Annotated in this window: 8 protein-coding genes; 6 read left to right on the top strand and 2 right to left on the bottom strand. The window is 71.0% G+C overall.

Annotation, left to right across the window (positions count from 1 at the left end; all coding sequences use genetic code 11):
• Window positions 1–89: 89 nt before the first annotated feature.
• Complete coding sequence (recJ, locus tag GXY85_03380; GenBank protein NLW49870.1) at window positions 90–1,850, bottom strand: single-stranded-DNA-specific exonuclease RecJ; 1,761 nt, start codon at window positions 1,848–1,850, stop codon at window positions 90–92.
• 132 nt (window positions 1,851–1,982) lie between these two features.
• Between recJ and GXY85_03385 the strand changes: the two genes are divergently transcribed.
• The 6 genes from GXY85_03385 to hydF all read left to right on the top strand — a co-directional run bounded on the left by GXY85_03385 (window position 1,983) and on the right by hydF (window position 9,113).
• Window positions 1,983–3,344 carry a hypothetical protein gene (locus tag GXY85_03385; GenBank protein ID NLW49871.1) on the top strand — a complete coding sequence of 454 codons (1,362 nt, stop codon included), beginning with the start codon at window positions 1,983–1,985 and terminating at the stop codon, window positions 3,342–3,344.
• 141 nt (window positions 3,345–3,485) lie between these two features.
• On the top strand, window positions 3,486–4,514 hold the full coding sequence (gene tdh, locus GXY85_03390; protein NLW49872.1) for an L-threonine 3-dehydrogenase: 1,029 nt from the start codon (window positions 3,486–3,488) through the stop codon (window positions 4,512–4,514).
• 10 nt (window positions 4,515–4,524) lie between these two features.
• Window positions 4,525–5,709, top strand: coding sequence for a glycine C-acetyltransferase (kbl, locus tag GXY85_03395; protein ID NLW49873.1), 1,185 nt, complete (start codon window positions 4,525–4,527; stop codon window positions 5,707–5,709).
• A 45-nt stretch (window positions 5,710–5,754) separates the two neighbouring features.
• A complete protein-coding gene (locus GXY85_03400) occupies window positions 5,755–6,291 on the top strand; it encodes a transcriptional repressor (GenBank protein NLW49874.1) in 537 nt (178 codons plus the stop codon).
• A gap of 129 nt (window positions 6,292–6,420) precedes the next feature.
• Window positions 6,421–7,839 carry an aspartate ammonia-lyase gene (locus GXY85_03405; protein ID NLW49875.1) on the top strand — a complete coding sequence of 473 codons (1,419 nt, stop codon included), beginning with the start codon at window positions 6,421–6,423 and terminating at the stop codon, window positions 7,837–7,839.
• Window positions 7,839–9,113, top strand: coding sequence for a [FeFe] hydrogenase H-cluster maturation GTPase HydF (gene hydF / locus GXY85_03410; protein ID NLW49876.1), 1,275 nt, complete (start codon window positions 7,839–7,841; stop codon window positions 9,111–9,113). Before GXY85_03405 ends, hydF begins: the two co-directional genes overlap by 1 nt.
• Here hydF and GXY85_03415 read toward each other — a convergent pair.
• Complete coding sequence (locus tag GXY85_03415) at window positions 9,026–12,301, bottom strand: DNA polymerase III subunit alpha (GenBank protein ID NLW49877.1); 3,276 nt, start codon at window positions 12,299–12,301, stop codon at window positions 9,026–9,028. The genes hydF and GXY85_03415 overlap by 88 nt on opposite strands.
• Window positions 12,302–12,792 lie beyond the last annotated feature (491 nt).

Below are 12,792 nucleotides of genomic sequence, written 5' to 3' on the forward strand. Positions count from 1 at the left end.
ACCCGCTCGACACGGCACTGCCATGTCAGACGTCCGAGGCGCTGGTTTGGATCGGCAGTTCCATACTTCTTCAACGGGCTGATAGCCCCTCATTCGGCGCGGCGTTCCACTTGCGGGTCGTCGTCCCACTGGAAGTCCTGCACGCGCAGTTCCACCGCGGCCGTGCGCTGATAGTAGTCCAGGCCCGGCTGGAAGGCCAGCGAAAAGGGTTCCCCCTTGCGTGCGCGGAGCTCGGGCAGCCATTCGGCCCTGCCCATGGCGATGGCGCGCAGGGTGGTGCGGTCCTGGCGGACCATGAAGGCCAGGTGGTTGCCGTTGGACCCGACCGTCCGTCCGTTGCCGACGAGCCGCAGGCCCGAGGCGGCGAACAGGGGCTGGGGGTTGCCGGCGCCGAACGGCCCCAGCAGGCCCATCTCGTGGACGAGCGCGGGGGTGAGCGTCTGGAGCGCGATCCAGCCGTCGACGGGCAGCTCGGGCGGCGGGGGAGCGGCTCCCATGTGGGCGCGGGCCGCCTCGTTGACCCGTTCCGTGAAGGCCGGCAGGTTCCGGGTCGGCAGCGTCATCCCGGCGGCCCCCGCGTGGCCGCCATAGCGGGTCAGCAGGTCGGCGCACCGACTCACGATGGCGAACATCGAGCATCCCGGCACGCCGCGGGCGCTGCCGCAGGCGACCTCGCCGTCGACGGCGAAGACGAAGGCCGGGCGCCAGTAGTGCTCGGCCAGGCGCGATGCGACCAGCCCGACGATGCCCTGGTGCCATTCCGGGCTGGCCAGGACGATGCAGCTCGCCTCGGACAGGGCCGGGTCGGCCTCCAGCATGTCGTGGGCCTGCCGGACGGCGGCGCGCTGTGTGGCGATGCGCAGGCGGTTCTGGGCCTCCAGGTGGGCGACCATCTCGGCGGCGTGCTGCTCGTCGTCGGTCATGAGCATCTCGACGGCGGCGCGCGCATCGCCCATGCGGCCGGCGGCGTTCAGGCGCGGGGCCAGCCGGAAGCCGACGTCCTCGGCCGTGACGCGCTCGCCGCGCAGGCGGCCGGCCGCCACCAGCGCCCGCAGGCCCGGCGTGCTCGGCGCCGCCAGCGCCCGCAGGCCGAAGTGCGCCAGCACGCGGTTCTCCTCCAGCAGGGGGACCACGTCGGCCACCGTCCCCAGGGCGACCAGCGAGAGCGATTCCATCATCAGTTCGCGGAATTCGTCGCTGACGCGGTGGCCCACGGACATCTGCTGGCCGAGGGCCCAGACGAGCTTGAAGGCGACGCCGACCCCGGCCAGGTAGCGGTAGCCGAACTCCTGTCCGGGCAGTTTCGGGTTCAGGATGTGGGCGGCCGCCGGCAGCTCCTCGCCCGGCTCGTGATGGTCGGTCACCACCAGGTCCAGCCCCAGGGCGCGTGCGCACGCGGCGGGCTCCAGCGCGGTCACCCCGCAGTCCACGGTCACGACGACCTGCACCCCGCCGGCGGCCAGTTGTTCCAGGGCCTCGCAGCTGAGCCCGTAGCCCTCGTCGATGCGGTGGGGGATGTAGAGTTCCACGTCCGCTCCGGCCTGGCGCAGGCAGCGCATCAGCAGGGCGGCCGCGCAGATGCCGTCGGCGTCGAAGTCGCCGAACACGGCGATCCGCCGCCGCGCGAGCACCGCTTCGTGGAGGAACGCGGCGGCCGCCGTGACGGCCTCATGCCGGCAGGGGTCCTCCAGTTCATGCAGGCTGGGCTGGAGGAAGCGCCGGGCGTCCTCCGGCTCCGTCAGGCCGCGGTTGGCCAGGAGCAGGGCCGTCGGCTCGGCGACGCCAAGGGACGTGGCGAGACTGCGTGCGGCGGATGTCCTGTCGGGTGGGAGCGTCCATCTCTTCGTCATGATCGGCCAGTATAGCCGCGCTCAGGCCGCCATGCCATGGAGCGGCGCGCCGGCGTTTGACCCGGGCGGCCATTCGGCGTACAAGGGAGGGAATACGTTGTGTGGTATCCGGTGTTCGCCGGGAGCAAGGGGATGACGGACGTACGACGACCGATGGGACCTCTGGTCGTTCACCCGACCAATCCGCGCTACTTCGCGAATTCAGCAACCGGGGAGGTGGTCTACCTGACCGGCTCCCACACGTGGGCCAACCTCCAGGAACGCCTTCCGGAGGGCGGAGAGCCCTTCGACTATCCGAAGTACCTGGATTTCCTGAAGGAGCACGGGCACAACTTCATCCGCATGTGGCACTGGGAGCACGCGTCGGACTTCTCCGGCCAGGAGCCGATGGCCTACGAGCCGAGTGCCTTCATGCGGCCCGGGCCGGGCGAGGCCCTCGACGGGCGGCCCCGGTTCGACGTCACCCGCGTCAGCAAGGGCTACATGGACCGCCTCCGCAAGCGCGTGCTGGACGCCCGCGACCGGGGGATCTACGTCTCCGTGATGCTCTTCCAGGGCTTCAGCGTCGAGAAGAAAGGCGACGCCGCCGGCGACCCGTGGCGGGGCCACCCGTTCCACAAGGACAACAACGTCAACGGCATCAACGGCGACCCGTTCGAGACCGGCCACGGGCGCGAGGTGCACACGGCCGCCATCCTGCCCATCCTGGACGTTCAGTCCGACTACGTGCGGCACGTCGTGGCCGCCGTCGCCGACCTGGACAACGTGCTCTTCGAGATCGCCAACGAGAGCCACGGCGGCTCGACCAAGTGGCAGTACCGGATGATCGACCTCGTGCGCGAGGCCGAATCCGACAGGCCCATGCGGCACCCCGTCGGGATGACCGTCCAGTGGTGCCCGGACGACCCGGGCACGAACGCCGCCCTGTTCGAGAGCGCGGCCGAGTGGGTCTCGCCCAACCCGGAGGGTCCGGACGGCCTCAACTACCGGCATGATCCCCCGACGGCGGACGGCTCGAAGGTCGTCCTGGCCGATACCGACCACCTGTGGGGGGTGCCGCCGGCCGAGGAGGCCGAGACCGTGCGAAAGTGGGTCTGGCGGAGCTTCCTGCGCGGCCTCCAGCCCATCTTCATGGACCCCTATCGCGACGCCCGGCTGGGCAAGGCGCCGGACGCCGTCTGGGACCCCGTGCGCCGCGCCATGGGGGCGACGCTCACGTGGGCGAAGCAGGTGGACCTGGCCCGCACGACCCCGCAGGGCGACCTGGCGTCGACGGGCTACTGCCTGGCCGACGATGGGCGCGAGTATCTGATCTACCAGCCCGAGGGCGGTCGGTTCTCCGCGCGTCTTCCGGCCGGCACCTACCGGGCCGCGTGGTATGACTGCTCCCGGGCCGAGCAGTCGCCCCCCAGGAAGGTGCGGGCGCCGGGCGGAGGCGTGCGCCTGGCGCCGCCGTTCGAAGGAGACGTCCTGCTGCACCTGAAAGCGGTGTGACACGCCGCCCCCGGCGCTTGAACCGCCGGCCGCTTGCCGGTAACCTCGTGCGCATGGTCAGGGACGGTCCCCCCCACGTACGCCGCCCCTTGTTGCCCTCGTCTTGTGGTTCCCGTCTGTACGGAGTCGAAGATGAAGACGATGAAGGCGCTGGTGAAGGCGAAGCCGGAGGAGGGGCTCTGGCTGCAGGAGGTGCCCGTTCCGAGCGTGGGCAAGAACGACGTGCTGATCCGGATACTCAAGACGAGCATCTGCGGCACGGACGTGCACATATGGAACTGGGACGAATGGTCTCAGCGGACCATCCCGGTCCCGATGGTGACCGGGCATGAGTTCGTCGGCGTGGTCGAGTCGTTCGGGGAGAACGTGCATGACTACAGGCCGGGCGACATCGTGAGCGGCGAGGGGCACCTGGTCTGCGGGCGGTGCCGCAACTGCCTGGCCGGCCGGCGCCACCTCTGCCCGCACACCTCCGGTGTGGGCGTCAACCGGGACGGCGCCTTCGCCGAGTTCCTCTCGATACCCGTCACGAACGTCTGGCCCGTCTGGAAGGGCATCCCGCTGGACATCGTCAGTTGCTTCGACCCCCTGGGGAACGCCACGCACACGGCGCTCTCGTTCGACGTGCTCGGCGAGGACGTGCTGATCACCGGCGCCGGGCCCATCGGCATCATGGCCGCCGCCATCGCCCGCTACGCCGGCGCCCGCTACGTGGTCGTCACGGACCTGAACCCCTACCGCCTGGAACTCGCCCGGGGCATGGGCGCCACGCGCGTCGTCGACGTGCGCCGGGAGAGCCTGCGCGACGTGCAGGCCGAGCTGGACATGAAGGAGGGCTTCGACGTCGGCATGGAGATGTCGGGCAGCCCGCGCGCCTTCCGCGACATGCTGGGCAGCATGTGCCACGGAGGCAAGATCGCGCTGCTGGGCATCCTGCCCACCGCCGAGATCGACTGGTCGAAGGTCGTCTTCAACAGCCTGACCATCAAGGGCATCTACGGGCGCGAGATGTACGAGACGTGGTACAAGATGTCCGTCATGATCCAGGGCGGGCTGGACGTCACGCCGGTCATCACCCACCGCTTCCCCTTCACGGAGTTCGAGAAGGGCTTCGAAGTCATGCGCTCCGGGCAGTCCGGCAAGGTGATACTCGACTGGTCCGAGATGTGAGGAGCATGCCATGTACGGCTCGATGAAGGCCCACCTGGCCGCCGAACTGGACGCCATCCGCGAGGCCGGGCTCTCCAAGGACGAGCGCGTGCTGGTCTCGCCCCAGGGCGCCCGCGTCGCCGTCGCCGGCGGCCGCGAGGTGCTGAACTTCTGTGCGAACAACTACCTGGGGCTGGCCAACGACCCCCGCGTGGTCCGCGCCGCCCGCGACAGCTACGAGCGGTGGGGCTACGGGCTCAGCTCCGTGCGCTTCATCTGCGGCACGCAGGAACTGCACAAGCGGCTGGAGGCGAAGCTCAGCACCTTCCTCGGCACCGAGGACTCCATCCTCTACAACTCGTGCTTCGACGCCAACGGCGGGCTCTTCGAGGCCCTGCTCGGCCCCGAAGACGCCATCCTGAGCGACGAACTGAACCACGCCAGCATCATCGACGGCGTGCGACTCTGCAAGGCGCAGCGCTACCGCTACCGCAACTGCGACATGGCCGACCTGGAGGAGAAGCTCAAGGAGTCCTCCGGGGCGCGCTTCCGCATGATCGCCACCGACGGCGTCTTCTCCATGGACGGCACCATCGCGCGTCTGGCCGACATCTGCGAACTGGCCGACCGTTACGACGCCCTCGTCATGGTCGACGACTCGCACGCCACCGGGTTTGTGGGGGCGACGGGCCGCGGCACGCCCGAGTACCGCGACGTGATGGGCCGCGTCGACGTCATCACCGGCACGCTGGGCAAGGCGCTGGGCGGCGCCAGCGGCGGCTTCACCAGCGGCCGCGCGGAGATCGTCGAGATGCTCCGCCAGCGCTCGCGCCCCTACCTGTTCTCCAACACGCTCGTGCCCGCCATCGCCGCCACGTCGCTGACGGTCCTGGACATCCTGTCGGGGTCGACGGCCCTGCGCGACAAGCTGGAGGCGAATACCCGGCTGTTCCGCGCCGGCATGGCCGAGCGCGGCTTCGACATCCCGCAGGGCGACCACCCCATCGTGCCCATCATGCTGGGCGAGGCCGCGCTGGCGCAGCGCATGGCCTCGATGATGCTGGACGAGGGCGTCTACGTGATCGGGTTCAGCTACCCGGTGGTTCCGAAGGGCAAGGCGCGCATTCGGGTGCAACTCTCGGCCGCCCACGAGCCGGCGGACATCGAGTTCGCCATGGATGCGTTCGCGCGCGTCCGGACGGCCTGCAGGGCGTAAGGTGCGGCCGCTGCAGCGGTCTTCCGTCAGTTTGCGTGGGCCGGTATGAGCAGAGGCAGGGCCAGCAGAGAGGAGACAAAGGGCGCCCACTACGCCGAGGACCTGCGCACCAACGGGCTGAACGTGACCAGGCTGCGCCTGGCCATCATGGCCGCCCTGCACGAGCAGGCGGGCACGGTGACGGCCGGCGACCTGCTCGAGCGCGTTCGGGCCGGCGAGCACTCCGTCCACAGGACCACGATCTACCGCAACCTCGACGCCCTCGAGGCGGCCGGACTCATCCGGAAGGTGCCCGACGGCGAGAGGCTCGAACGCTACGAACTGACCTGCCGGCACAGCCCGCCGGCCCATCCCCACTTCACCTGCCGGTGCTGCGGCCGCGTGACGTGCCTGGACCCCGTCGATCTGAGCGCGGTCTGGTCGCGCCTGACCCGGGATCGCCGCCCGACCGTCGAACGCGCGGAAATCACGCTGATCGGCCTCTGCCGCCGCTGCTCCGGCCGTCAGCCGGCGGCCCCTGCCGCGTCCGACGGCCCGAGACGACGCCGGCCTCCGGGAAGCCCTGCCCCGGCGGACATTTGACCGCGCCGTCCCCGACTCTATGATAGTGGTGACGGTCGGGATGGCCGCGGCGTGTCCTGCATGCTCCTGTCGAGCCCCGGGAAGCGCCCCCGCACCCGCGCCGTCGCCAGACCTATGGGAGACCAGTCCATGCCGGACGTTGCGTTTCGACGCGAAGCCGACCTGCTGGGCGAACGGGACGTGCCCGCCGATGCCCTGTACGGCGTCCACACGGTGCGCGCCGTGGAGAACTTCCGCCTGGCGCTGCGCCCGCCGCACCCGGCGCTGATCGCGGCCTTCGGCGCCGTCAAGCTCGCCTGCGCCGTCACCAACTGCGAACTGGGCGCTTGGCGCGGGCGCCCGCACGTGGCCGACGCCATCCGGTGCGCCTGCCGGGAGATGGCGGACGGGCTCCTGGACCAGCACATCCTGGTGGACGCCCTCCAGGGCGGTGCGGGCACCAGCCTGAACATGAACGTCAACGAGGTCCTGGCCAACCGCGCCCTGCAGATACTGGGAGAGCCGCCGGGCGCCGGCCACGTCATCTCGCCCCTCGGCGACCTGAACCGGCACCAGTCGACCAACGACACCTTCCCGACGGCCCTCAAGGTGGCCGCAATCCGCCTGACGGAGCCGCTCGAGGAGCGGCTCGTGGGGCTCCAGGAGGCCTTCCAGGTCAACGAGAAGCGCTTTGCCGGCGTCGTCAAGGTCGGGCGCACGCAGTGGCAGGACGCCGTGCCGACCACGCTGGGGCGGCAGATGGGCGCCTATGCGGAGGCATTCTCGCGAGACCGCTGGCGCGTGTCCAAGTGCCGGGAGCGGCTCCGCGTCGTCAACCTCGGCGGCACGGCGATCGGCACGGGGCTGGCCGCGCCCCGGCAGTACATCTTCCGCGTCGTCGACCGCCTGCGCGAGTTGACCGGCCTGAACCTCGCCCGCGCCGAGAACCTCGTCGAAGCCACGCAGAACGCCGACGTGTTCGTGGAGGTCTCCGGCGTCCTGAGGGCCTGCGCCACGAACCTGCTGAAGGTCTGCTCGGACCTCCGGCTGATGGCGTCCGGACCGGAGGCCGGGCTGGGCGAGATCCGCCTGCCGCCCGTGCAGGCCGGCTCGTCGATCATGCCCGGCAAGGTCAATCCCGTCGTGCCGGAGGCCGTCGGCCAGGCGGCCATGCTGGTGATGGGCTATGACCAGACGATCGCCGCGGCCTGCGCGTCCGGGAGCCTGGAGCTGAACCCGTTCCTGCCGCTGGTGGCCGACTGCCTGCTGGGCGGCATCGGATTCCTGACGAACGCCTGCCACATGCTCAGGCGCTGTGTGGAGGGCATCGAGGCCGACGAGGGCCGCTGTCGGCGCCTGGTGGAGGGCTCCACGGCCATGCTCACGGCGCTGGTGGCGCGGGTCGGCTACGAGTCCGCCGGGCGGATCGCGCAGGAGGCCCGCCGCACCGGCCGCACCGTGCGCGAGGTCGTCCTGGCCGAAGGGATACTCAGCGAGGAGGCGTTCGACGCGCTGATCAGCCCCGAGGCCGTGATGCGGCTCGGCTCTCCGGAGGAGGCGTCGTCCTGATGCAGCGCACACCCAGGGGCCTGCGCCTGCACATCGGCCTGTTCGGCCGGCGCAACGTGGGCAAGTCCAGCCTGCTGAACGCCATCACGCGCCAGCAGGTCAGCATCGTCAGCGAGGTCGCCGGCACCACGACGGACCCGGTCGAGAAGCCGATGGAGCTGCTGCCGCTCGGGCCCGTGCTGTTCATCGACACCGCCGGCATCGACGACGTGGGCGCGCTCGGCGAACTGCGCGTCAAGAAGACGCGCAGCGCATTCGACCGCACCGACATCGGCGTCATCATCACCGAGGCCGACACGTGGGGCGAGTTCGAGGAGCAGATCCTCCAGGAGCTGAGCCGCCGCGAGACGCCGGTCGTCATCGTGCTCAACAAGACGGACATCCGGGCGCCCGACGCCCGCATCCTCGCCCGCTTCGCGCCCCCGAAGGCGGCCGGGAAGGGCGCCGGGCGGAACGGACGCGCCCCGCGCCTCGTGCAGACGGCGGCCGGCCGGGGAACCGGCATCCTGGACTTCCGCCAGGCGCTTCTGGACGCCGCCCCGGAGGGCTTCATCGACAACCCCGCCATCCTCAGCGACCTGGTCGGCCCGGGCGAACTGGCCGTGCTCGTGGTGCCGATCGACAAGGAAGCGCCCAAGGGGCGCCTCATCCTGCCCCAGGTCCAGTCCATCCGCGACCTGCTCGACGGCGACTCCTACTGCATGGTCGTCAAGGAGCGCGAACTGAGTGCGGCGCTCGACCGCCTCAACCGTCCGCCGAAGCTGGTGGTGACGGATTCCTCGTGCTTCCTGAAGGTCGCCGCCGACGTGCCGCCCTCGATCCCGATGACGAGCTTCTCCATCCTGTTCGCGCGGTTCAGGGGCGACCTGGTCTCGCAGGCCGTCGACACGCTGGCGATCGAGCGCCTGCGCTCCGGCGACCGGGTGCTCATCGCCGAGGCGTGCAGCCATCACCCCATCGCCGACGACATCGGCCGCGTGAAGATCCCCCGGTGGCTGCGGCAGTTCGTCGGCGGGGAACTCCACTTCGACGTGGTCCAGGGCCACGATTTCCCGGAGGACCTGGGGCAGTACAGGCTGCTGATCCACTGCGGCGCCTGCATGTGGAACCGCCGGGAGATGCTCAGCCGGCTGGTGCTCTGCCGTGCGGCCGGCGTGCCGGTCAGCAACTACGGGCTGGTCATCGCCTACAGCCTGGGCATCTTCGAGCGGGCGCTGGAGCCGTTCCCGGCCGCCCGGGAGGCCTGCTTCGGTGCCTCGAGGGCGTCGGGGTAGGCGTTCGGCGGCAGGGGGCGCACGTCGTCGGCAACGAGGCTGAACGAGCCGTGCTGCTCCTTCACCCTGCCGCGCACCCGGTAGCAGCCGGCGCCGTCCAGGGCGCGGCCGCAGCGGCGGTAGACGTCCGGGAAGACGGCCACCTCGATGAGGCCGTGGCGGTCCTCGAGCGTGAGGAACTTCATGTACTGGTGGTTGCGCGTGACGGCGCGGCGTGCGGTGACGAGCCACCCGACCACGGTGACGCACCGGCCGGCGCGGCGGTGCAGGTCGAAGCTGGGCGTGTTCCCCGGGCCCTCCAGGCGGTCGTCCCAGGCGTCGAGCGGGTGGCCGGAGTGGCTGAAGCCCAGGATCTGCAGCTCCCGGAGCACGCGTTCGGCGAGGGGGTAGGGCGGCTGCTCGGGCACCGGGACGGTGCAGAGGGCGGCGGGCGGCGACTTGAACAGGCGCGGCGCCCCCGCCGTCGCGGCGGTCGCCGCGGTGCGCGCGCGGCCCGCCAGGAGGTCGGCCTTCATCATCAGGGTCGGGCGCGTCGAGCCGAACGAGTCGAAAGCGCCGCAGAGGATCAGGTTCTCGAGTTCCTCGCGGCCCGGGCGCACGCGCGCGCAGAAGTCCTCCAGCGAGTCGAACGCACGGAGTACGCGCTCCTGCAGCATGCGCCGCATGGTCGCGCGCGTGAGCGACTTCACGAACTCCAGCCCGGGCCGGATGGCGCCGTCCTCGGGCCGGCATTCGACGTCGCTGCGTCGGACGCACGGCCCCAGGACCGGCACGTTGAAGCGGCGCGCGTCCGCCAGGTAGGTGCGGGCATCGTAGAAGCCGGCCTTGTTGGCCAGGACGCCGGCCAGGAACTCGGCCGGGTAGTGGGCCTTCAGGTACGCCGCCTGGTAGGCGATGTGGCCGTAGGTGGCGGCGTGCGCCTTGCAGTAGGAGTAGGCGGCGAAGCCCTCGATCTGCCGCCAGATGTCCTCCGCAGCGTCCTGGTCGACCCCGCGGCGGACGGCCCCCCGGACGAACCGCCGGCGGAAGGCGGCCAGTTTCTCCCTCGACCGCTTCTTGGACGTGTACTTGCGCAGCTCGTCGCCCTCGGCCAGCGAGAACCCCGCGACCTCCTGCGCCACACGCAGGATGTCCTCCTGGTAGAGCATGACGCCGTAGGTGCCTCCCAGGGCCTCCTCCAGCAGGGGGGTGGCGTAGGCCGTCGGCTCCTCGCCGCGCATGCGCCGGATGAAGGCGGCCTTCATGCCGCTGCTGGACGGGCCGGGGCGGATCAGCGAAAGGGCCTGGATCAGGTCAGTGATGCCTTCGGCGCGCAGCATCTGCAGAAGCTGCCGCATGCCGGGCGACTCGATCTGGAAGCAGCCCATCGTGCGGCCGCGGCGCAGCAGCGTGGCCGTGCGCCCGTCGGGGTCGGGCAGGTGCTCCAGGTCGACGCGGACGCCGCGCTGCTCCCGCACGTTGCGGGCGGCTTCGGCCACGATCGAGAGGGACCGCTGGCCCAGCAGGTCGATCTTCACCAGGCCGGTCCGTTCGATGCCGCTCATCTCGTACTGGGTGACGACGATGCCCTTCGTGCTGTCCTCCAGAGCGGTGTACCACGTCAGAGGCCGGTCACCGATGACCAGCCCGCCCAGGTGGATGCCCAGGTGGCGCACGTAGCCGTCGATGCGCGCGGCGGTTCGGACGACGGTCCGCCACGGCTCCCGGTCGACGGGGAAGTCGGCCATCTCGGGGAACTCGGCCATCGCCTCCTCGATGCCGGAGACCCCATAGGACGGCAGCCGCCGGCTGAGCGCGTCGATCTCGCGGCCCGGCAGGCCCATGACGCGCGCGACGTCGCGGAAGGCCGACCGCGCCCGAAGCGTCGCGTGCGTCGAGACCATGGCCACGCGCCCCTGGCCGTAGCGGCGGTAGACGTAGTCGATGACGTCGTCCCGGCGGCGCCAGCAGAAGTCGATGTCGATGTCGGGCACGTCCGTGCGGAACTCGTTCAGGAACCGCTCGAAGTAGAGGTCGAACGCCAGCGGGTCCACGGCCGAGATCCCCAGGGCGTACGAGACGAGGCTGTTGGCGGCCGAGCCGCGGCCCACGTGCGGGATGCCCTCGCGCTCCGCGAACGCGACGATGTCATGCACGACCAGGAAGTAGTCGCAGAAGTCGAGCTTCTCGATGACCTTGAGTTCGCGCTCCAGGCGGGCCGTGACCGGGCCGGCCAGGCGGCCGTAGCGCCGGCGGGCGCCGGCGTAGGCGACGTCGCGCAGGCGCTGGCAGGCCGTGCGGTCCGGCGGCAGCTCGGCGCGGGGGAAGTGCGGCACGCCCAGTTCCAGTTTCAGGTCGCAGGCCTCGGCGATCCGCACCGAGTTGCGCATCGCCGCCTCGCGCACGGCGGCCGGCAGCCGTGCCGCCACCTCGGCCGCCGGCATCAAGAGGCCGCGCGGGTCGGCCAGCATGCCGGGCTCGGCCTGGAGGTCGTGCAGGGCGACGTTCTCGCGGATGGCGCTCAGGACGGCGTGGGCCTCGGCGTCTTCCGGGCGGAGGAAGTTCACGTTGACCGTGGCCGCGAGCGGGACGGCGAGCCGCTCGGCCAGGTCGGCGATGTCCGTGCCGGGCGTCTTCCGGCGTTCGGCACGCGGACCGCCGGTGCCGGGATCTTCGTGGCCGCGCAGGGACGGGCAGCGGGTCTCGAACGAATGGGGCGAGTCGGCGCGCAGTTCCGCGTAAAGCCGCCCCTCGGGCACGACGTCCTTCAGCCGGCGCAGCAGGGAGGGGGTGGCCGTGAGCGCGAACAGGCCGTCCGGGTCGGCGGCCAGGCTGCGGGCGATGTCGAACGGCGCCGGCGGCGTCCCGGGGGCGCGCACGGTCTCGGAGGCCAGGAAGTCGGCGTAGTGGCGTGTGCCGGCCAGGCGGCGCTCGGTTACGATTCGGCAGAGGTTGGCGTAGCCCCAGCGGCTTGCGGCCAGGCAGATGCACTGTTCGCCGCCCCAGACGATCTCGGCGCCGATGACGGGCCGCAGGCCGGCCGCGCGGGCGGCCTCGTAGAACTCAATGGCGCCGTAGAGCCCGTTCGTGTCCGTCAGGGCCACGGCCGGCATGCCCATGTGCGCGGCCGCCTCGACCAGTTCGTCGATGCGGAACGCGCCCTGGAGCAGGCTGAAGTTCGAGTGCACGTGCAGGTGTGCGAAGTCCATAGGGGCCTTGACCTCGGCGAAACACTCCGTATACTATATATATGTATGCATTCCGGGTCAAGTGGCGCCACGGATTGCGCCCCGGGCAGCGGAGGCCGCGTAGATGCCTGTAGAATGGGGCGGAGCGGGACGCGCACATGACCGGAGAACGCCGGCAAGAGCAAGCGTAGCGCCGGCGTCCCGCCGGCGGTGCCCGGAGCGTCCCGCTCCGGGGCCGTACGCCGTTGCGGGGGGGACGTATGCCGTTGCGGGGAATGCGTGGACAAAGGAACGTGGCGCGGGCAAGATGCCCGCGCCCCAGCCGGCCGGAGGCCGGCGCTACGAGGCATGCGCATATGACCGCAGACAAACGCGACGATGCCCGCAAGAGCAAGCGTAGCGCCGGCGTCCCGCCGGCAGTGCCCGGAGCGTCCCGCTCCGGGGACGTGTCCGTGCGCAGCCGAGGGCGCATGCCGCACATCGAGCGTCCCGGCGCCATCTACTTCGTCACC

This window comes from Candidatus Brocadiaceae bacterium, assembly GCA_012728835.1.
Taxonomy (GTDB): domain Bacteria; phylum Planctomycetota; class Brocadiia; order SM23-32; family SM23-32; genus JAAYEJ01.

What these genes read in the sequence shown, in the direction of transcription:
- recJ (NLW49870.1), bottom strand. Translation starts at nt 1,850, where the DNA reads ATGACGAAGAGATGGACGCTCCCACCCGACAGGACATCCGCCGCACGC.
- GXY85_03385 (NLW49871.1), top strand. Translation starts at nt 1,983, where the DNA reads ATGACGGACGTACGACGACCGATGGGACCTCTGGTCGTTCACCCGACC.
- tdh (NLW49872.1), top strand. Translation starts at nt 3,486, where the DNA reads ATGAAGGCGCTGGTGAAGGCGAAGCCGGAGGAGGGGCTCTGGCTGCAG.
- kbl (NLW49873.1), top strand. Translation starts at nt 4,525, where the DNA reads ATGTACGGCTCGATGAAGGCCCACCTGGCCGCCGAACTGGACGCCATC.
- GXY85_03400 (NLW49874.1), top strand. Translation starts at nt 5,755, where the DNA reads ATGAGCAGAGGCAGGGCCAGCAGAGAGGAGACAAAGGGCGCCCACTAC.
- GXY85_03405 (NLW49875.1), top strand. Translation starts at nt 6,421, where the DNA reads ATGCCGGACGTTGCGTTTCGACGCGAAGCCGACCTGCTGGGCGAACGG.
- hydF (NLW49876.1), top strand. Translation starts at nt 7,839, where the DNA reads ATGCAGCGCACACCCAGGGGCCTGCGCCTGCACATCGGCCTGTTCGGC.
- GXY85_03415 (NLW49877.1), bottom strand. Translation starts at nt 12,301, where the DNA reads ATGGACTTCGCACACCTGCACGTGCACTCGAACTTCAGCCTGCTCCAG.